Annotated in this window: 18 protein-coding genes; 6 read left to right on the top strand and 12 right to left on the bottom strand. The window is 66.7% G+C overall.

The features are described from left to right. Positions 1–325 precede the first annotated feature (325 nt). Positions 326–1216 carry an HAD family hydrolase gene (locus AC5WS7_RS12205; RefSeq protein ID WP_495955154.1) on the top strand — a complete coding sequence of 297 codons (891 nt, stop codon included), beginning with the start codon at positions 326–328 and terminating at the stop codon, positions 1214–1216. 466 nt (positions 1217–1682) lie between these two features. Here AC5WS7_RS12205 and AC5WS7_RS12210 read toward each other — a convergent pair whose 3' ends face one another. The 5 genes from AC5WS7_RS12210 to AC5WS7_RS12230 form a co-directional block, all read right to left on the bottom strand. Beyond that, positions 1683–2423, bottom strand: a complete 741-nt coding sequence (locus tag AC5WS7_RS12210; RefSeq protein ID WP_495954575.1) for an oxidoreductase — start codon at positions 2421–2423, stop codon at positions 1683–1685. 410 nt (positions 2424–2833) lie between these two features. Further along, positions 2834–4579, bottom strand: a complete 1746-nt coding sequence (locus AC5WS7_RS12215; protein ID WP_495954576.1) for a dipeptide ABC transporter ATP-binding protein — start codon at positions 4577–4579, stop codon at positions 2834–2836. Positions 4580–4587: 8 nt separating this feature from the next. Next, entirely contained in the window at positions 4588–5541 is a 954-nt protein-coding gene (locus AC5WS7_RS12220) for an ABC transporter permease (RefSeq protein ID WP_495954577.1), read from the bottom strand. Further along, on the bottom strand, positions 5534–6460 hold the full coding sequence (locus AC5WS7_RS12225; RefSeq protein ID WP_495954578.1) for an ABC transporter permease: 927 nt from the start codon (positions 6458–6460) through the stop codon (positions 5534–5536). The genes AC5WS7_RS12220 and AC5WS7_RS12225 overlap by 8 nt, the downstream gene beginning before the upstream one ends. Before the next feature lie 76 nt (positions 6461–6536). Beyond that, the gene (locus AC5WS7_RS12230) at positions 6537–8150 is read right to left on the bottom strand and encodes a peptide ABC transporter substrate-binding protein (RefSeq protein WP_495954579.1); all 1614 of its coding nucleotides are present in this window, start codon (positions 8148–8150) and stop codon (positions 6537–6539) included. A 389-nt stretch (positions 8151–8539) separates the two neighbouring features. On the opposite strand from AC5WS7_RS12230, the gene acs reads away from it, so the two are divergent. The 3 genes from acs to AC5WS7_RS12245 all read left to right on the top strand — a co-directional run bounded on the left by acs (position 8540) and on the right by AC5WS7_RS12245 (position 12431). Next, on the top strand, positions 8540–10492 hold the full coding sequence (acs, locus tag AC5WS7_RS12235; protein ID WP_495954580.1) for an acetate--CoA ligase: 1953 nt from the start codon (positions 8540–8542) through the stop codon (positions 10490–10492). Between the two features lie 447 nt (positions 10493–10939). Then, positions 10940–11446 carry a phage holin family protein gene (locus AC5WS7_RS12240; RefSeq protein WP_495954581.1) on the top strand — a complete coding sequence of 169 codons (507 nt, stop codon included), beginning with the start codon at positions 10940–10942 and terminating at the stop codon, positions 11444–11446. Between the two features lie 22 nt (positions 11447–11468). Then, on the top strand, positions 11469–12431 hold the full coding sequence (locus AC5WS7_RS12245) for an alpha/beta fold hydrolase (protein WP_495954582.1): 963 nt from the start codon (positions 11469–11471) through the stop codon (positions 12429–12431). Positions 12432–12595: 164 nt separating this feature from the next. Here AC5WS7_RS12245 and AC5WS7_RS12250 read toward each other — a convergent pair whose 3' ends face one another. The 4 genes from AC5WS7_RS12250 to nth form a co-directional block, all read right to left on the bottom strand. Further along, a complete protein-coding gene (locus AC5WS7_RS12250) occupies positions 12596–13789 on the bottom strand; it encodes a MarP family serine protease (RefSeq protein WP_495954583.1) in 1194 nt (397 codons plus the stop codon). Further along, positions 13786–14502 carry an NUDIX hydrolase gene (locus tag AC5WS7_RS12255; protein WP_495955155.1) on the bottom strand — a complete coding sequence of 239 codons (717 nt, stop codon included), beginning with the start codon at positions 14500–14502 and terminating at the stop codon, positions 13786–13788. The genes AC5WS7_RS12250 and AC5WS7_RS12255 overlap by 4 nt, the downstream gene beginning before the upstream one ends. Positions 14503–14684: 182 nt before the next feature. Continuing rightward, positions 14685–15314: a TlpA family protein disulfide reductase gene (locus AC5WS7_RS12260; RefSeq protein ID WP_495955156.1), complete on the bottom strand. Its 630-nt coding sequence runs from the start codon at positions 15312–15314 to the stop codon at positions 14685–14687. Positions 15315–15319: 5 nt separating this feature from the next. Further along, complete coding sequence (gene nth, locus AC5WS7_RS12265) at positions 15320–16000, bottom strand: endonuclease III (RefSeq protein WP_495955157.1); 681 nt, start codon at positions 15998–16000, stop codon at positions 15320–15322. 308 nt (positions 16001–16308) lie between these two features. Between nth and AC5WS7_RS12270 the strand changes: the two genes are divergently transcribed. Beyond that, positions 16309–16536: a hypothetical protein gene (locus AC5WS7_RS12270; RefSeq protein ID WP_495954584.1), complete on the top strand. Its 228-nt coding sequence runs from the start codon at positions 16309–16311 to the stop codon at positions 16534–16536. Between the two features lie 247 nt (positions 16537–16783). Beyond that, positions 16784–17458 (top strand): Crp/Fnr family transcriptional regulator, encoded by a 675-nt coding sequence (locus AC5WS7_RS12275; protein ID WP_067664335.1) that lies wholly within the window; start codon positions 16784–16786, stop codon positions 17456–17458. Positions 17459–17633: 175 nt separating this feature from the next. Here the strand turns inward: AC5WS7_RS12275 and AC5WS7_RS12280 are convergent, their stop codons facing one another. The 3 genes from AC5WS7_RS12280 to sp36 all read right to left on the bottom strand — a co-directional run bounded on the left by AC5WS7_RS12280 (position 17634) and on the right by sp36 (position 19129). Continuing rightward, on the bottom strand, positions 17634–18428 hold the full coding sequence (locus tag AC5WS7_RS12280) for an MBL fold metallo-hydrolase (protein ID WP_495954585.1): 795 nt from the start codon (positions 18426–18428) through the stop codon (positions 17634–17636). 75 nt (positions 18429–18503) lie between these two features. Beyond that, positions 18504–18965, bottom strand: coding sequence for a RidA family protein (locus tag AC5WS7_RS12285; RefSeq protein WP_495954586.1), 462 nt, complete (start codon positions 18963–18965; stop codon positions 18504–18506). After that, positions 18965–19129, bottom strand: a complete 165-nt coding sequence (sp36, locus tag AC5WS7_RS12290; RefSeq protein WP_085997622.1) for a Sp36 family protein — start codon at positions 19127–19129, stop codon at positions 18965–18967. The genes AC5WS7_RS12285 and sp36 overlap by 1 nt, the downstream gene beginning before the upstream one ends. Positions 19130–19133: the final 4 nt, after the last annotated feature.

Here is a 19133-nt window from a genome sequence, read left to right on the forward strand (position 1 = left end):
GTACCACGTAACGGGCAGGCGTGATCCGGCAACCGAAGAAGACACCGGCAGGATTTCGGCCGAGAAGGTCCGGAAATAGAGGACGGCCCCAGCCGGGGGGGGAGGAGGCTGGGGCCGTCGGGGTTCAGCCCCGGGGGGTCGGGCTGAACGCGCCTGGACTATGTCCAGGTGTCAGCAATACTACACCCAGGCCCGGGCCGAAACGCAAGTGCAGTGTGGGAGGAAGTTTTCGGCGCCGATCCCGCATCGTGGCGGCAAATCCGATTCGCGGACGCTGCGGTGAGCGGTACCACCCCTCGGCGTCCCGGCCGGGCGAAATTTCCCTATCCTGGACCGCGTGACGGCCGAGGGCGACCAGACAGCGGCGGAAGATCCGATCAGCGCAGCAGAGACGAACGGGCAACGAGACGAGCGAAGCAGTACACGACCGGGACGCGTAGCGGCGTTCTTCGATCTGGACAAGACGGTGATCGCCAAGTCCAGCGCCTTCGTGTTCAGCAAGCCGTTCTTCGCGCAGGGCCTCATCGATCGCCGGACGGTTCTGGAGAGTAGTTACGCGCACTTCCTCTACATGCTCTCCGGCGCCGATCACGACCAGATGGAGCGGATGCGCGAGCATCTGACCAAGATGTGCGCGGGCTGGGATGTGGCCCAGGTCCGCGCCGTGGTCGCCGAGACGCTGCACGAACTGGTCGATCCGCTGATCTACGCCGAGGCGGCCGATCTGATCGCCGACCACAAGATCCGCGGCCACGATGTGGTGATCGTCTCGGCATCCGGCGAGGAGATCGTCGCGCCCATCGCCGCCGCGCTCGGCGCGACGCACACCGAAGCCACCCGGATGGTCGTGGAGAACGGTAAGTACACCGGCGAGGTCGAGTTCTACTGCTACGGCAAGGGCAAAGTCACCGCAATCGAAAAGCTCAGCGCCAGTGAGGGTTACGACCTGTCCCGCTGCTACGCCTACTCCGATTCGGCGACCGATCTGCCGATGCTCTCGGCAGTGGGACACCCCACAGCGGTCAATCCCGACCGAACACTGCGGCGCGAGGCCATCTCTCGCGACTGGCCGGTGCTGACGTTCTCGAATCCGGTCTCGCTGTGGGCGCGGATCCCGGCCCCGTCCTCCACCACCCTCGCGGCGACGATCGCGCTCGGGGTGAGCGCACTTCTCGCGGGCGCGATCAGCTACCGGTTACTGCGCCGACGGGACTGAGCCGAACGACATCGAACACCCCCGGCACCCGTTCCGGGACGATCTGAACGACGGGTGCGCAACCCATCCAGAGAAGCACGAAACACCGGGCGACACGCCGTTTTCTAAAATGTTTCCGCAGGTCTTGAATGTGAGGCGACTCACAGGTAAGAATGGATTCACGGAAGGACGGAAGGCCAAGATCGAGGCGGAAGAGAAGCGTCGACCTCCCATCCCACCCTTCCCAGCACGGACGCCGGGCACCCACGCGGAGCGCGCCGCGACAGGGCAGCAGCGTTGTGGGCCTGCGAAATTCGGGTTCTGTCGGCGATGGCCTCGCACGGGTTGCGGGGATGAACCGGCCGGATCCGGAGAATCGCCGAGGCCGCAGAACACAACCCAAACAAGCACGCTTGGTAACCAGGTGGTCCGTGCTAGCGGGCGGTGAGGTCGTTGACGACACGCCGCCCGTTTCGTGTGTCCGGGATCAGACGGCATCGGCGATGGAGCGAGCCTCTCGCGCACCGTCCTCGAACGCCCCGCAGCAGAACACGACCCAGCCGCCGACGCCTTCGGCAGTGCCCGTGCCGAACGCGGTCGCCGCATCCAGGTAGGCCTGCCGCCGACGCAACCAGAACACCTCTGGCACTCCCAGACTGTGCGGGTCCAGCCCACTGGACACCGAGACCAGCCTCGAGGCCGCGCGCGCGACCACACCGTCGCCCGTACCGAACGGACGCAGACCCAACAATTCGCCGTGCACCACCGCCGCGACAACCGGCGCCGGCGCGTTCGAGGTCAGGACGGTCTGCGCGAGCAGATCCAGCCGCTCGGCGATATCGCCGCCCGCACGCGGACGGCCCAGCTGTTCGGGATCCTCGACCAGATCCGCGGCCGCGAGCAGATGCAGCCGGGCCAGAGCCTGCAGTGGAGCCCGCTGCCACACGCCGACCAGATTCTGCAGCGCCTCCCCGTCGAGCGCCTGACCTACCCGCAACGCGCCGGTCAGGATCGGATCACCGACGCTGCCTGGCTCGGGCAGCTCGGTACTGCCACCATCGATCGCCGCCGACGACCGCGCCGCACGGACCGCGGCCTCGGCGGCCGTCGTGGGCCAGCCCCTGCGATTCGCCTGATGCCGGTGCACCTCGGCCAGTGCGTCGCGAGCCCGATCGGCCGCATCACGCACACCGGGCAGGTCGACCAGGGGCTGCAGGACGTCGGTCACGAGCGCCCCTCGCCGATGCCCGCCGCGGTCGTTCGCGACACACGCGGTGTCGGCGGTTCACTCACAAGCTCGGTCACGACTGCACACGCTACTCGAGCGCGGAATGACCAGTGCAAGAGTGCCGGGTTCGAGAGAGGACCACATGGTCCGGACAAAAACAGTCCCCGGTACTCACGTCTCGAGTCGTTAGCCGTAGTCGTCGCTTCGGCTTCGTTCTCGGGGCTGACGTGCCGGGGGCCTGACCAGGCGCCTCAACAACCTCATATCATCTCCGGACGTCTCCGTCGGTCATATGCTGCTGTTCGGCATTTCCTGATGTATAGCCGATTCTCCTCCTCTACGCGGCGACGTCAAGACTTTCGGCGGCATATTTTCGCCCGAACACGACCTTTCACCTGCGGGTTCACTTGTCAGCGCGCACCGAGCAGATCGCGGCCGGGGATGGCTTCGAGCAGGTTGCGGGTGTACTCCTCGCGCGGGGTCGCGAAGACCTCGTCGGTGGTGGCGGACTCGACGACCTTGCCGTTGCGCATGACCAGGACGTCGTCGGCTATCTGCCGCACGACGGCCAGGTCGTGGGTGATGAACAGGTAGGACAGGCCCAGTTCGGCCTGCAGATCGTTGAGCAGGGTCAGGATCTGGGCCTGGACCAGAACGTCCAGCGCCGAGACCGCCTCGTCGCACACCACCACCTCGGGCGCCAGAGCCAGCGCCCGGGCGATGGCGACCCGCTGGCGCTGCCCGCCGGACAATTCGTTCGGATATCTGCGCATCACCGATGCGGGCAGCGCCACCTTGTCCAGCAGATCGCGGACCGTGGCCTCGCGCCGCGCCGAATCACCGATGCCGTGGGTGCGCAGCGGTTCCTCGATCGTGCGGTAGATCGAGTACATCGGATCCAATGAGCCGTAGGGATTCTGGAAGATCGGCTGCACCCGTCGCCGAAACGCGAACGCGCCCTTGCGATCCAGATCCGCCACGGACTCGCCCTCGAAAGTCACCGTGCCCGAGGTGGGTTCGAGCAGGCCGAGCACCATCTTCGCGACCGTCGACTTGCCCGAACCCGATTCACCGACGATGGCCATGGTCGTCCCGCGGGCCAAGCGGAACGAAACATCGTCCACAGCACGCAATTCCGCGGGCTTCCACGGTAACCCGCCGCGCACCTCGAACACCTTCGTGAGCCGGTCGGCCACCAGGATGTCGTCGGTGACCGCAGTGCTCCCGGCATCGGCCGCAGCGGACTGTTCGGCGACCCGGACGGCCCGCTCGCGCACCTGCGCTCGGCGGCTCACCGACGCGCGCTGCTGCGCCGCCAGCGAGGGCGCCGAGCGCACCAGCCGCTGCGTGTACTCGTGCTGGGGTTCACGCAGGATCCGCAGTGCGGGACCGGATTCCACCACTCGCCCGCGGTACATCACCACCAGATGTTCCGCGCGTTCCGCCGCCAGGCCCAGATCGTGCGTGATCAGCAGAACCGCCGTGCCCAGCTCGCCGGTGAGCTCGTCGAGATGGTCGAGGATGCGCCGCTGCACCGTGACGTCCAGCGCCGAGGTGGGTTCGTCGGCGATGAGCAGCCGGGGACGGCAGGCCATGCCGATCGCGATGAGCGCACGCTGGCACATGCCACCGGAGAATTCGTGCGGATACTGGTTGATCCGGTGCGCCGCGTCCTGCATACCGGCCTGTTCGAGCAGCTCGATCGCCTGCCGCTTCGCGTCTTTGCCACGAGCTATGCCGTTGGCCGCCAACGTCTCCCGCACCTGGAAGCCGACCTTCCAGACCGGGTTGAGGTTCGTCATCGGGTCCTGCGGGACGAAACCGATTCCGTTCCCGCGCACCGCGAGAATCTCCCGGCGCGAGGCCGACGCGAGATCCTTGCCGTCGAACAGGATTTCGCCACCGGTGACCTTGCCGGTACCGGGCAGCAGATCGATGATCGCGTGGGCGGTGGTCGACTTCCCGGACCCGGATTCCCCGACGATGGCCACCGTCTGCCCCGGATACACGGACAGGCTCACTCCGCGAACCGCGCGGACCTGTTTGCGATCGGCCGTGAAGGAGACATCGAGATCCCGGATCTCGAGCAGCGGGACGTCCTCGGCCTGCCCGGGATCGGCTGCCCGCGCATCGGATGTCTTTGTCGCATCGGTCATTTCCGCACTCACCTCTTGCGCGCTTTCGGATCGAGCGCATCACGCACCGCGTCACCGAGCAGAATGAAGCTCAGCACGGTCAGCGCCAATGCCGTCGCGGGATAGAACAGAATCGCCGAGGTTCGGATCGACTGCTGGTCGGCGGCGATGTCCGAACCCCAGGACACGACCGAACGCGGCAGTCCCACTCCGAGATACGACAACGTCGCCTCGGTCACGATGAACACGCCCAGCCAGATCGTGGCCACCACGATCAGCGGGCCCGCCGAGTTCGGCAGCACGTGACGAACCAGTATCCGCAACGGCGACACGCCCAATGCCTTTGCCGCCGTGACATATTCGCTGTTCTTGGCCTGGATGACCGCACCGCGCGAGATGCGGGCCGCCTGCGGCCAGGTGAACGCCGCCAGGATCAGGATCACCGTCCAGATGGTGCGCGAGTTCAGCAGCTGCATCAGCACGATCGCCGCCAGTACCAGCGGCAAGGCGAAGAAGATTTCGGCCACCCGGGACACCACGGAGTCCAGGATCCCGCCGTAGAACCCGGCGATCGCGCCGAGCGTGCCGCCGATCAGCACGAACAGAATCGCCGCGCCGATACCGCACAGCACCGAGGCCCGGGTGCCGTAGACGGTCCGCGCGTAGACATCGCATCCCTGCAGGTCGAAGCCGAACGGATGACCGGAACGATGCGTCGCCATACTCAGCGCGGTATCGCAGTAGCGCGGGTCCTGATCGGTGAACAGCTGCGGCCAGGCCGCGACGAGCAGCACGACCAGGATCAGCAGCACACCGACCACGAAGATCGGATTGCGCCGCAACTGCCGCCAGGCATCACGCCAGATGCTGGTGGGCGTACCGGCCTCGTCCACGCGGTCGATGGCCAGCACCTCCACCTCGTCCGGCGGGGCGACGAAATACTCCTGGGTACGGCGGGTGACACCGTAATCGTTGTCAGGCATAGCGAATCCGTGGGTCGAGGGCGGCGTAGAGCAGGTCGACGACGAGGTTCGAGAGCAGGAAGATGACAATCAGCACGGTGACGAAGGAGACCACGGTCGGCGCCTCGCCGCGGATGACCGCCTGGAACAGGGTGCCGCCCACGCCCGGAATGTTGAAGATGCCCTCGGTGACCACCGCACCCGCCATCAGGGCGCCCAGATCGGTGCCCAGGAAGGTGACCACCGGAACCATCGAATTGCGCAGGATGTGCACTCCGATCACGCGACGACGGCTCAGTCCCTTCGCCGTCGCGGTGCGGACGTAATCCGCGGTCATGTTCTCCGCCACCGAATTCCGGGTCAGCCGGAGCACATAGGCGAACGACAGCGATCCGAGCACGATCCCCGGAACCACCAACTGCCCCCACGGGGCCTTGCCGGAAACCGTGACCGGCGCGACGCCCCATTTCACTCCGAGCAGGAATTGCGCGAGGAAGCCGACGACGAAAATCGGCACCGCGATGATGATCAGACTGATCACCAGCAACGTCGAATCGAACAGCTTGCCCTTGCGCAGTCCGGCGACCAAGCCGAACGCCACCCCGAAAACGGTCTCGACAACCAGCGCGATCACGCTGAGCCGCAAGGTGATCGGGAAGGCGCGGGCCAGCTCGGCCCGCACCGGACGCCCGGAGAAAGCGGTGCCGAAATCGAGGGTGAAGATGCCCTTCAGATAATCCAGGTACTGGATGATGAACGGCTGGTCGAGATGGTAACGAGCACGCAATGCGGCTTCCAGCCCCGGCGTCATCGGCTTGTCGCCGGCCAACGCCCGGATCGGATCACCCGGGATGAGGAAGATCATTGCGTAGATGAGCAGCGTCGCCCCGATGAAGACGGGAATCATCTGAAGCAGTCGCCGCACGACGTACCAGGCCATGAGTGCCTCCGCGGTCGATGGCCGGGGCCGTGCCGTCCGCCGGGCGGAGAGTCGGCGCGGCCCCGGTCCTGTGCAACTAGTTCTTCTCGATGTTCTCGAAGTCGAACAAACCGGACCAGGCCAGCTTGGCCGACTTGACGTTCACCGAATAACCTCCGGTGCCTTTGTAATCCAGCACCGGGATATCGGCCATATCGCGGAACAGCACGGCTTGGGCCTGGGTGATCACCTTGTAGGAATCCTCCGGCGTCGCCGCGGATTGAGCCTGGACCAGCAGGTTGTCGAATTCGGGATCGGAATAACCGACATCGTTGGTCTCCGAACCGGTCTGATACTGCGAGGTCAGGAATTCCAGCATGGACGGGTAGTCGCCCTGCCAGCCGTAACGGAAGGCCTTACCGATCGTCTTGCTGTGCACCTGATCCCGGATTTGCTTGAACGTCGGCAGCGGAGTGGCCGAGGCGTCGATGCCCAGGGTGTTCTTGATGCTGTTGGCGGTCGCCTCGACCCACGCCTGATGCGTTCCGTCCGCGTTGTAGGCGATCTCGAACTTGCCCGACCACGGCGAAATGGCGTCGGCCTGCGCCCACACCTTCTTGGCTTGGTCCGGGTTGTATTGCAGCACTTCGTTACCCGGCACGTTCGGGTTGAATCCGGGCAGCGTGGTCGCGGTGAAATCCTTCGCCGGGCCCTTGGTCCCGTGGAAGATGGTGTCGGAGATCTGCTCTCGGTTGATCGCCATCGAAATGGCCTCGCGCCGAAGCAAACCCTCCTGGCCGCCGAAGTGCGGCAGCGAACTCTGGATGCCGATGTGTTCGCTCTGCGCGGTCGGCTTCACGATGGCGCGGTCGCCGAGATCCTTCTTGAAGGTGGTCAGCGCGTTGTTCGGGATCCGGTCGATGGTGTCCAGATTGCCGCCGAGCAGATCGTTGTAGCCGGCCTCGTAGCTCTGATACATCTTGAACTGCAAGCCCTTGTTCTTGGGCGGCCGGCCACCGTGGTAATCGGGGTTGGGCACCAGATCGATCGAAACCTGGTGCTGCCAAGCACCGTTGCGCGCGAACTTATACGGGCCGTTGCCGATCGGGTTCTCGCCGAACGCCTTCATATCCTTGTAGGCCACGCTCGGCAGCGGGTAATACGGCGCGAAGCCGAGCTGCAAGGTGAAGTCGATCGACGGATTCTTCAGGTCCACGGTGAAGGTGTGGTCGTCGAGGACCTTCAGGCCCGACATCGTCTGTGCCTTGGGCGGATTCGAGGCCAGATCGTCGTAGCCCTGGATCAGGCTGAACACCCAGTTCTGGTTCTGGCCGTTGGTGCTGAGCGCGCCGTAGTTCCAGGCGTCGACGAACGACTTCGCCGTCACCGGTTCACCATTGGTGAATTTCCAATCCGGCTTGATGGTGATCTTGTAGTGCTGACGGTCGGCCGTATCGATCGACTGAGCCATCTCGTCGTGCGCGTTGCCGTCGGCATCGTAGTACTTCAGCCCGGCCCAGAGCCGATCGACGACCCGGCCACCCATGTTCTCGTTGGTATTGGTCGGGACCAGCGGATTCTGCGGTTCCGAGGCGAACGTGGTGACAACCCCCTCGTCCACACCCCCGTCCCCGGACGAGCAGGCCGTCAACGCCAGACCTGCCGCCAATACTGCCGCCGCGACCAGCGCGGTAATCGTCTTGACTCTCAACGCATTCTCCCGATTCCAGGACGGGCGAAGCGACCGGTGTGCGTGCACGGGATCTCCTGCACGGGGCCGGACTATCGCCATAGGTGAATCGGACATTAGCCATACAACCGGTTGTTGTCAGCGGATCGACCCCTGTTCGTCACTCCTGTTAGCAAACCGGCAACATCGTTGACGCATTGCGGCCGATCCGGTTAGCAGCTTGCACAATTGGCTAGGCACAACGCCGAGTTCACCGCCGGATCGCCACCCCGCCGACAGTCCGCACCGGACAACGGATGCGGCATCGCATTCGACCTCCGGGACCTGACCACGACACCGATCCCGGTCCGTTACTGTCGGAATGTGGCCGCGCTCACCCCCGGCCGAAGGTATGCGAAAGAAGAGGCGAGATGACCGACAACACCGCTGATCACCCGGAGGCGTACCCGCCGAACGCGGAATTCGCCGCCGCGGCCAATGCTGATGCGTCCCTGTACGATCGGGCCGCCGCGGACCGTGACGCGTTCTGGGCCGAACAGGCACGCCGATTGCATTGGCACGAGCCCTTCAGTCGCGTCCTGGACTGGGATGACGCTCCGGTCGCCCGCTGGTTCGCCGACGGCAAACTCAACGTGGCCTACAACTGTGTGGACCGGCACGTCATCGACGGGCACGGCGATCAGGTCGCCATCCATTGGGAGGGTGAGCCGGGCGATTCGCGTGCGATCACGTACGCGCAACTGCTGTCCGAGGTGTCCCAGGCGGCGAACTACCTGACCGAGCTGGGATTGCGGGCCGGTGATCGTGTCGCGATCTACATGCCGATGGTGCCCGAGGCGATCGTGTCCATGCTGGCGTGCGCGCGCCTGGGGCTGACGCATTCGGTCGTGTTCGCCGGTTTCTCCCCGAGTGCGCTGCGGCAACGCATCGATGACGCCCAGGCCCGCCTGGTCATCACCACCGATGGTCAGTGGCGGCGCGGCAAATCCGCCCCGCTCAAGGAGGCCGTCGACGAGGCGCTGATCGGCGGCGCGCATTCGGTCGAGCATGTGCTGGTGGTGCGTCGCACCGCGGTCGAGGTGCCCTGGACCGACGGCCGGGACGTGTGGTGGCACGACACCGTCGCCAACGCGGCGACCGAGCACGAAGCCCAGCCGTTCGAGGCCGAGCATCCGCTGTACATCCTGTACACCTCGGGCACGACCGGTAAGCCCAAGGGCATCCTGCACACCACCGGCGGATATCTGACCCAGGTCGCCTACACCCACCACAACGTCTTCGACCACAAACCCGGCCGCGACGTGTACTGGTGCACCGCAGACATCGGCTGGGTCACCGGCCACAGCTACATCGTGTACGGCCCCCTGGCCAACCGCGCCACCCAGGTCGTGTACGAGGGCACCCCGAACTTCCCCGACGAGCACCGGCACTGGCAGATCATCGAAAAGTACGGCGTCACAATCTATTACATCGCGCCCACCCTGGTGCGCACGTTCATGAAGTGGGGCCGGGAGATCCCCGACGCACACGACCTGTCCTCGATTCGCGTGCTGGGCAGCGTGGGTGAGCCGATCAACCCCGAAGCGTGGCGCTGGTACCGCCACGTCATCGGCTCGGGCAGCGCACCCATCGTGGACACCTGGTGGCAGACCGAGACCGGCGCGATCATGATCTCCCCCCTGCCCGGGGTCACCACCGCCAAACCCGGCGCCGCGATGACCCCGCTGCCGGGGATCTCCGCCAAGGTCGTGGACGAGGAAGGCAACCCGGTCACCCTCGGCGAGACCGAGGCCAACGGGTACCTGGTCCTGGACCAGCCGTGGCCGTCGATGCTGCGCGGCATCTGGGGCGATCCCGAACGCTACAAGGCCACCTACTGGGAACGCTTCGGCGACAAGGGCTGGTACTTCGCCGGCGACGGCGCGAAACTCGACACCGACGGCGACCTGTGGGTCCTGGGCCGCGTCGATGACGTCATGAACGTCTCCGGACACCGCATCTCCACCGCCGAGGTCGAATCCGCCCTCGTCGGACACTCCGGCGTCGCCGAAGCCGCCGTCGTCGGCGCGAGCGACGAGACCACCGGCCAGGGCATCGTCGCGTTCGTCATCCTCACCGCCGAGGCGACCAACACCGGCCAGGACCTGATCGCCGAACTCAAAGCCGAAGTGTCCCGCCAGATCAGCCCGATCGCGCGCCCCCGCGAGATCCACATCGTGCCCGAACTCCCCAAGACCCGCTCCGGCAAGATCATGCGCCGCCTCCTGCGCGACGTCGCCGAAGGCCGCGACCTCGGCGACACCTCCACCCTGGTCGACCCCAACGTCTTCGAAGCAATTCGCACTCAGAAGACCAACTGGTAGGCCCGGCACAGATACTCGATCGGCCGCACCGCAGGACGTCAGCCCTGCGGTGCGGCCGCTCGGTGCCGATCCGCCGGTATCCGCCCGCGAAACGATAGGCAAACCGCAGCACCCCAAGGCTTTTCGGCGCGGTTCGTCGTTCAGCGGCCGGCGCGTGCGCGACGAGGGAGCGAACGGTGGCCACTGAACGACGAGCCCCGCAGCGCCGAAAACAGCCGGAGCGAAGCGGAGGCCGAAAATACAGAGGCTGAAGATGCCGCTAGCCTTCTGGGTGGCAGAACTCGCATGACGCCGCCGTGTTGGCGACAGCAATGGCGGCTCGTCCGCACGGTTCGGCGTTAGTGTTGCGACAGGCCGTATTCGATGGAGTGCGGCGCGGACACAACCGCGGGCTGCCGTGAGCAGAGCCTAGGCGGGACAGCACAGGACAGGGAGAAGGGTCGAGCATTGAGCTTCACACAGGGCGGTAACGGGCAGGGCGCCGAAAGTGGCCGGGCCATTACCTCTATTCCGCTGTCCGAGGTCGACACCACGCGCACCGCGAGCATCGGAGACCTGGTTCGCGATGCCACCGAACAGATGTCGACTCTGGTCCGCGCCGAGGTCGCGCTGGCCAAGGCCGAGGTGACCGGGGAGATCCGCAAGGGTCTGCAGGGCAGCGTCTACTTCATCGTCGCGCTGACGATCCTGCTGTTCTCGACCTTCTTCTTTTTCTTCTTCCTCGCCGAACTCCTCGATGTGTGGCTCTACCGCTGGGCCGCGTTCCTGATCGTGTTCGGTCTGATGATCGTTGCCACCGTGGCGTTCGCGCTGCTGGGGTATCTGAAGGTGCGCAAACTCCGGGCGCCGGCCAAGACCATCGAATCGCTGAAGGAGACCCGGACCGTGCTTCCGCACGGAATCGGCTCACATGCGTCGGATGCCGGCGATGCGGTCGACACGTCCGGCCGTTAGCGCGCCGATTACGCTTTCCGGCGTGTCGCCTACCCCGAGTCCGGATCCGTCGATCGTTCGCTACGACGGACCGTGGGCCCATAAGGACGTGCATGCCAACGGCATTCGCTTCCACATCGCCGAAGCGACGTCCGCGTCGAATGTCCGTGGCGACGATTCGGCGGGGACGGGCGCCCCGCTGGTTCTGCTGCTCCATGGATTCGGTGATTTCTGGTGGTCCTGGCGGCATCAGCTGACCGGTCTGGCCGAACTCGGGTTCCGGGCGGTCGCGGTCGATCTGCGCGGATACGGCGATTCGGACAAGCCGCCGCGCGGTTACGACGGCTGGACCCTCGCCGGTGACGTCGCCGGACTCATCCGCGCCCTGGGACACACCGACGCCACTCTGGTGGGCCACGCCGAGGGCGGCCTGGTCTGCTGGGCCACCGCGGTCCTGCATCCGCGACTGGTGCGCTCGATCGCGGTGGTGAGTTCTCCACATCCGGTGGCGCTCAAGCAGGCCGTGCTGCGCGACGGGCGGCAGCGCCGGACGTTTCTGCCGAACTTCCTGCGCTATCAGCCGCCCCGCTACGGCGAACGTCTGCTGACCACCCGCGACGGTTTCGAGGTCGAACGACTGCTGCGGCAACGGGCGGGCGCCGACTGGGCCGGATCGGCCGATTTCGTCGACACCGCACGCCGGATGCGCGCGGCCATCCGCATCTCCGGCACCGCACACTGCGCCCTGGAATATCAGCGCTGGGCGTTCCGCAGCCAGTGGCGCCCCGACGGCCACCGCTTCATGTCCGCGATGCGCGAGCCGGTTCGCGTCCCCGTGCTGGCCCTACACGGTGAATCCGACGACTACATCCTCGACGCCACCATGCGCCGCGGCCAACACCTCTCCCCCAACCGCCGAATCGTAACCCTCACGGGCGCAGGCCATTTCGCGCACCAGGAGAGCCCCCGAGAAGTCACCGCCGAACTGGCGAAACTCCTGACCTGAATCACCTGGAAACACAAAGGGCGACAACAGATCTCGAACAAACATGGGTAACTCCCGGGGTACGCCCGAACGGTAACCGAACACCCAACCGCCGGCCCGACAAGTAAATCCCCCGCCCCCAACGACCCGCTGACGTCGCGGAGAGGCAGCGGAGCGAGGCGGGCTCAGCTCAGGACGCACTGCCCGGTGTCCACGGCGGCGGTGCGAGCAGCCGCGATATCCAGATCGGACCTGACCTCCTTCAAGGTCAGCACGTATCCGGTGTCCTCGTCGGTGACGGCCGCGCCGAACACCACGCCGAGCACATCACCCTGCGTATCCACCAGCGGCCCACCGGAATTGCCCGCCCGGACCTTTCCGCGCACGGTGTAGACCTCGCGCTCGACGGTATCGCTCTTGTAGATGTTCGGGCCGGTCAGATTGAGCGTCTCACGCACGCGCGCCGCGCTGGCGGTGTACGGGCCACCGCCGGGGTAGCCGAGCACGATCGAACTCTCCCCCGACGTCGCGGCTTCCGACGCCAGCGGGATCACCGGCGCCTGCAGTCCGGGCACGTCCAGCACCGCAACGTCCTTGGACGGATCGAACAGCACCACCGTGGCGTCCAGCGGCCCTTTGGCGGTATCCACCTGCAGGGAGTTGGTGCCGGCGACCACGTGCGCGTTGGTCATGATCCGCTCGGGGGCGACGACGAAGCCCGAACCCTCCAGCATCCGTTGGCAACTCGACGCGACACCGCGGATGCGCAACACGCTGTGCTGGAGGTTGACCGCGACCGGGCTGTCGAGCACGCTCCCGTCCGGCGGCGCGACCGCGGCGATCGGAGCGCGGCTGAACGGGCCGATCACATCCGGCAGTCCGGAGGTGTTGAGCAGCTGGGAGAATTCGTTGGGCACCTTGCGCAGCCAGTTCGGCGCGACCTTGTTGACCTCCGAGAGCACCCGCGAACCGTTCACCGCCGCCGCGATCGCCGGCTGCGAGGACGAGGCCAGCGGCAGAGCCAGCAGCCAGGCGGTGGCCAGCACCGCGACCAGTTGCAGGCATGCGCCCACCACGCTGTCCACGGCGCGGATGAACGTGTTGCGCATCCCGCTGCGGGCCGCGCGGCCCAGGACCATGCCGGCTACCTCGCCGACTATCACCAGCGCCACGATCAGCACGACGCCGACCAGAACGCGCTTACGGCCCTCGGCGATGTGGACCAGGATGTGCGGCGCGATCAGGATGCCCGCAACCGCGCCCAGGATCACCCCCAGGAAGGCCAGCGCGGAGGCCACCGCGCCCTGCCGCCACCCCGAGGAGGCGGCCAGCAGTGCGATGATCACAACCGCGATATCGAGCCAGTCCGACGAGGTCATAGTGTCATCCCCACTGCCTCCAACGCGGCCTGCAGATCACGCACGTCGTGTGGATCCCATTCCCGTTCCCAGCCCGAAACCGCCAGCAGACCGGCCAGCACGCCAGCGGTGAAACCCCACACCAGCATGCCGTCGACCGCGAAGGCCGGACTCATGTAGCCCAGCGGATGCCGTACCACGAACCGATTCGCCGGATCGATCAGATCGGCCACCGGCACCCGCGCCACCCGCGCGGCCTCGGTTTCGCTGACCACCCGCACCTCACCGGGTGTGCGCCAATACGCCAGCACCGGTGTCACGTCGAAACGCGAGGGCGGCACGAAGATCTTCGGCAGCACCGCGAGCGGCTCGACGCTCGCGCGGTCCAGGCCGGTCTCCTCCCAGGCCTCGCGCAGCGCGGTATCGATCGGACCGCGGTCGCCGGGTTCCACCCCACCGCCCGGGAAGGCGACCTGGCCGCGATGCTGGCGCAGCGTGGCCGCGCGCTGGGTGAGCAGCACGTCCGCGTCCGCGGGCAGTCCGCCCGGCGCCGACGGATCGGCCTCGGGCGCCCCGCCGAACAAAACCAGCACCGATGCCTGACGTTGGCGCATCGCCGCGGCCGCGACCTGCTTCATCGCGGTTCGGTTCAGCACCGGGTTGGTCCCGGTCGCATCGGCCGGCTTGCGCTCGACGACGCCGCGCAGCCAGCTCGGGATGTTCTCGGTCACCAGCTCCGGGCGCGCGCCGGACTGCTCGCGTGCCTCGCGGTCGCGCACTCTGCCTCCTCCGGCCTCATCGCCGTGATCACCGCCCGCGGCGGCCGGGCTGCCCGCGGCAGCCGCATCGGAACGGTCCCGAGCACGGTAACCGCACCCCGCACCGGGCGCGCGACGGCCACCCCCCTCCCGATCGCTCACGCGCGCACGCCCAGTTCGGTGGCGACCGTCTCGCTGACGTCCGCGACGTCCTGGAACGGGCGGGACACGACCTCGGCGATCGATCCGTCGGCGCGCACCAGCACCGAGATCGGCAGCGCCGGAACCGCTCCGACCGCGGTCCGCACCCTGCGGTCGCCGTCTTCCACACCGGGCAGATGAACCTTCAGATCCTGTAGCCGGGCCAGGGCCATCGACTCGTTCGGATCACTGTGCACGGTGAGCACGGTCATCGCCGAGCCGACGCGATCGGCGAACTGTTGCAGTGCGGGCAACTCCTCGGCACAGGGCGCGCACCAGTACGCCCACAGATTCAGCAGGGCGGGCCTACCGGCCAGGGCCGCACCCAGATCCACCGGACGACCGTTCGCCAGGCAGTCCAGGCCGATGCCCGCCAGCGGGCCCTGCGCCGGGCCCGGGGCGACGGCCGCCGGACAATCGGCCAGGGCGGCGGCCGAGCGTTGCGCGGCGCTCACCGCTGCGGCAGGCCCGGCCGCGACCGACGTTGTACCGGAACGGTTCCCGTGCTCGCCGCGCGGCCACAACGCCACCGCGAGCGTGACGATCACGATCAGGCCGACGAACGTCCATCGCCACGCCGCGGGGATCGATCTCACCGGCCCACCAGTTCGAGCAGATGCTCCGCCTCCGGTCCCTTGACCAGTGCGGCCGCGGTGGTCGGATCGGTCGGGCCGGCGCCGAAGGACGGGCAGTCCTTGGCCAGCAGGCAGGCGCCGCACGCGGGTTTGCGGGCATGACACACCCGGCGGCCGTGGAAGATCACCCGGTGCGAGAGCATCGTCCATTCCTTGCGCTCGATCAGCTCGCCGACGATGCGCTCGACCTTGACCGGATCGTCCTCGGTGGTCCAGCCCCAGCGCCGGACCAATCGCCCGAAATGCGTATCGACTGTGATACCGGGCACATCGAAAGCGTTGCCCAGAATGACATTCGCCGTCTTGCGTCCGATTCCCGGCAATTCGACCAATTCGTTCAGCGATGCGGGCAGTACGCCGTCGTGCCGTTCCAGCAGAGCCTGGCCCAGACCGATCAGTGCGGACGCCTTGTTGCGATAGAAGCCGGTCGGGCGGATGTACTCCTCGAGTTCGGTGCGATCGGCCTCGGCATAGGCGCGCGCATCGCGGTAGCGGGCGAACAGCGCGGGCGTGGTCATATTCACCCGGACATCGGTGCATTGCGCGGAAAGGATTGTCGCGACCGCCAATTCGAGCGGGGTGGTGAAATCGAGCTCGCAGTGCGCGTGCGGGAATGCCAGCGCGAGTGTCCGATTCATCCGGCGCGCGCGGCGTACCAGGCCGAGCCTGGTCTCGGCGGCGAATTTGGACGCACGGGAAGTGGACGTATCGCGCCGCCGCGGTTCGGCGGCGGCGCTGGGAGCGGTGGCGGCGGGTTTACGCACGCGTCCACCATACGGAACCACTCCGACAACAGCCCGCCGATGAGTCGCGCGACCCGGGGAAATCGAGCTCGATCGAGTGGGCGAGAGCGACGTTCGGGGCGTGATCGAGGCGACAGAGAATGCCTGCCGTGTTCCATCTGAGACCTTCTGCGTGTTTACTCCTCGATATGCAAGGACTCGCTGTGGTGCTCTTCCCGGTGGTGCTGATGCTGTTCGCGCTGTTCATGGAACGCGTCGAAAATCGGCTTCGCAAACTGCTCGAACCGGAAGAAGAGGTCCAGCAATATCTCGAACGTGCCAGCAATGCCGAGGTCAACGAGCTCGCGAAGCTGGGTGTACCGGCTGCCGCGGCCCATCCGGGGCGCAGGCGCGCCCATGGTGACGAACTGGACGTCGCACAGGCGAGCTGACTCGCCGCGCCGCGCCGCGCGACACGGTTGCGACGGGAACCATTCGGGCATCGCGGTCGTTTCACCAACCGCATCTACGTGGTGTCTGTCACTACGCTGTCCGAATGCAAAGTAGACTGCACTGTCGGCCGCTTCGGTCCAGACCGGGGCGACAGCGACGGGCCCGCAGGCGGCAGCTTGCGTCGTCACCACGTAGGGACCCGCTGGCGCCGCCAGTACACCGTCAATTCCCATAAGGAGCACATTCGTGGACGAGGCCCTCGCCAGAGCAGGCATCTTCCAAGGCGTCGAGCCCACCGCAGTGGCAGCTCTCGCCAAACAACTACAGCCCGTGGACTTTCCCCGCGGCCACATCATCTTCAACGAGGGTGAGCCGGGCGACCGGCTGTTCATCATCACCTCCGGCAAGGTGAAGATCGGCCGCCGCTCGCCGGACGGGCGGGAGAATCTGCTGACCATCATGGGTCCGTCGGACATGTTCGGCGAACTGTCGATCTTCGACCCGGGTCCGCGCACCTCCACCGCGACCACCGTGACCGAGGTTCGCGCCGTCACCATGGACCGCGACGCGCTCAAGTCGTGGATCGATCAGCGCCCCGAGATCGCCGAGCAACTGCTGCGCGTGCTGGCCCGGCGGCTGCGCCGCACCAACAACAACCTGGCCGACCTGATCTTCACCGACGTCCCCGGCCGTGTGGCGAAGGCGCTGCTGACGCTGGCTCAGCGGTTCGGCACCCAGGAGGCCGGTGCGCTGCGCGTCACCCACGACCTGACCCAGGAGGAGATCGCCCAGCTGGTCGGCGCCTCCCGCGAGACCGTGAACAAGGCCCTGGCCGATTTCGCGCACCGCGGCTGGCTGCGGCTGGAGGGCAAGAGCGTGCTGATCTCCGATTCGGAGCGTCTGGCCCGCCGCGCACGGTAATTCCGGCGTCGGCCGTATTCGCCCCTGGAGTCTCGCCGTTCGGTCCCGTGCCGGGTACTCGTTCTTCGCACCCGCCACGCGTCCGAACGGCAAGACCTGCCGTGTGGTGCGCCCGAGGTACCGGAACGAGGTTCACCAGGCATTGTCCGGGGTCGTCCGGACCCCGAGTGGTCGCTCAGTTCTCTCGGCTGCGCAGATAGGCCAATTGAGCCTTGACCGAACTGCGGGCCGCGGGCCACAGCTTCTTGTCCACGTCGGCGTAGACCTTCGCGACGATCTGTAGCGGTTTGGCGTTCGGGCCGAGTTCGCGCAGTGCGGCACGTACCTGGTCCAGGCGCTCCTGGCGGTGCTGGATGTAGTAGCGCAGCACAGGTTCGGCCTCGGGATGGTCCGGTCCGTGTGCGGGCAGCAGGGCCCGGCCCGGAGCCACTTCGAGCAGACGGTTCATCGAGGCGAGGTAGTCGCCCAGCGCGCCGTCGCGCGATTCGAGCACGGTAGTCCCGCTGCCGAGCACGGTGTCGCCGGTGAGGACGGCGTCGTCGAGCACGAAACTCACCGAATCGGTGGTGTGCCCGGGGGTGGCCAGGACCGTGATGCGCAGCCCGGCCGCCTCGATGACCTCACCGTCGCGCAGCGGCGAGACCGAACCGCGCAAATATTCCGGATCCACCGACCGCACCGTGGCCCCGGTCAGCTTCGTCAGCCGATCGATACCGCCGGTGTGGTCGTGATGGTGGTGCGTGATCAGGGTCAGGGCGATATTTCCGCCGGTCTCCCGGGCGATCGCGGCGCTGTGTTCGCGATCCTTCGGCCCCGGATCGATCACGACGCAATCGGATCGTCCGGGGGCGCGCAGGATCCAGGTGTTGGTGCCCTGCAGGGTCATCTGATTGGGGTTGTTCGCCAGCAGTACCGATGCGGTCGGCGTGACCGTCCGCAATTGCCCGTAAGCCGGATGGGTGAGCGTCATTGCCGTGTCCTTCTGCCTCGCTCGGCGCGAATCTCATTTCTGCTTACCGCATTTCGGCTCCGACCGCACCGTCGATCAGCTCACCTCGGCGATGAGCTCCACCTCGACGGGAGTGTTCGCGGGCAGTTCGAAAACGCCCACCGCGGAGCGGGCGTGGGCGCCCGCCGCGCCGAAAACCTCGCCGAGCAGTTCCGAGGCGCCGTTGATCACCTGCGGCTGATTGTTGAATCCCGGTGCGGACGCGACGAATCCGACAACCTTCACGATTCGCACGACCGAGTCCAGCCCGACCAGATCGTGAACCGCCGCGAGCGCGTTGAGGGCGCACAACTGGGCCGCCTGCCTGGCCTGTTCGAGGCTCACCTCGGCGCCGACCTTGCCGACGGCCGACAACTCACCGCCGACGAACGGCAGCTGGCCGGAGGTGTAAACATACGATCCACTGCGCACCGCCGGGACGTACACGCCCGCGGGCGCGGTCACCGCGGGCACCTCGAGGCCGAGCCGGGTCAGATTCTCCCGCCAGAGCTGTGCCATCAGCCCTTCACCCGCTTGAGGTAGGCCACGTGCTGTTCACCGGTCGGCCCAGGCAGCACCGTGACGAGCTCCCAGCCGTCCGCACCCCACTGATCCAGAATCTGCTTCGTCGCATGCGTCAGCAACGGCACGGTCGCATATTCCCACTGCGTCACATCACTCATACGC

The organism is Nocardia sp. PLKS1-43, assembly GCF_059510335.1.

Bases quoted from the DNA above. Each gene is read 5' to 3' on its own strand.
- nth (WP_495955157.1), bottom strand. From the start codon at position 16,000: ATGAATCGGACACTCGCGCTGGCATTCCCGCACGCGCACTGCGAGCTC.
- AC5WS7_RS12250 (WP_495954583.1), bottom strand. From the start codon at position 13,789: ATGACCTCGTCGGACTGGCTCGATATCGCGGTTGTGATCATCGCACTG.
- AC5WS7_RS12215 (WP_495954576.1), bottom strand. From the start codon at position 4,579: ATGACCGATGCGACAAAGACATCCGATGCGCGGGCAGCCGATCCCGGG.
- AC5WS7_RS12285 (WP_495954586.1), bottom strand. From the start codon at position 18,965: ATGGCACAGCTCTGGCGGGAGAATCTGACCCGGCTCGGCCTCGAGGTG.
- AC5WS7_RS12280 (WP_495954585.1), bottom strand. From the start codon at position 18,428: ATGACGCTCACCCATCCGGCTTACGGGCAATTGCGGACGGTCACGCCG.
- sp36 (WP_085997622.1), bottom strand. From the start codon at position 19,129: ATGAGTGATGTGACGCAGTGGGAATATGCGACCGTGCCGTTGCTGACG.
- AC5WS7_RS12220 (WP_495954577.1), bottom strand. From the start codon at position 5,541: ATGCCTGACAACGATTACGGTGTCACCCGCCGTACCCAGGAGTATTTC.
- AC5WS7_RS12225 (WP_495954578.1), bottom strand. From the start codon at position 6,460: ATGGCCTGGTACGTCGTGCGGCGACTGCTTCAGATGATTCCCGTCTTC.
- acs (WP_495954580.1), top strand. From the start codon at position 8,540: ATGACCGACAACACCGCTGATCACCCGGAGGCGTACCCGCCGAACGCG.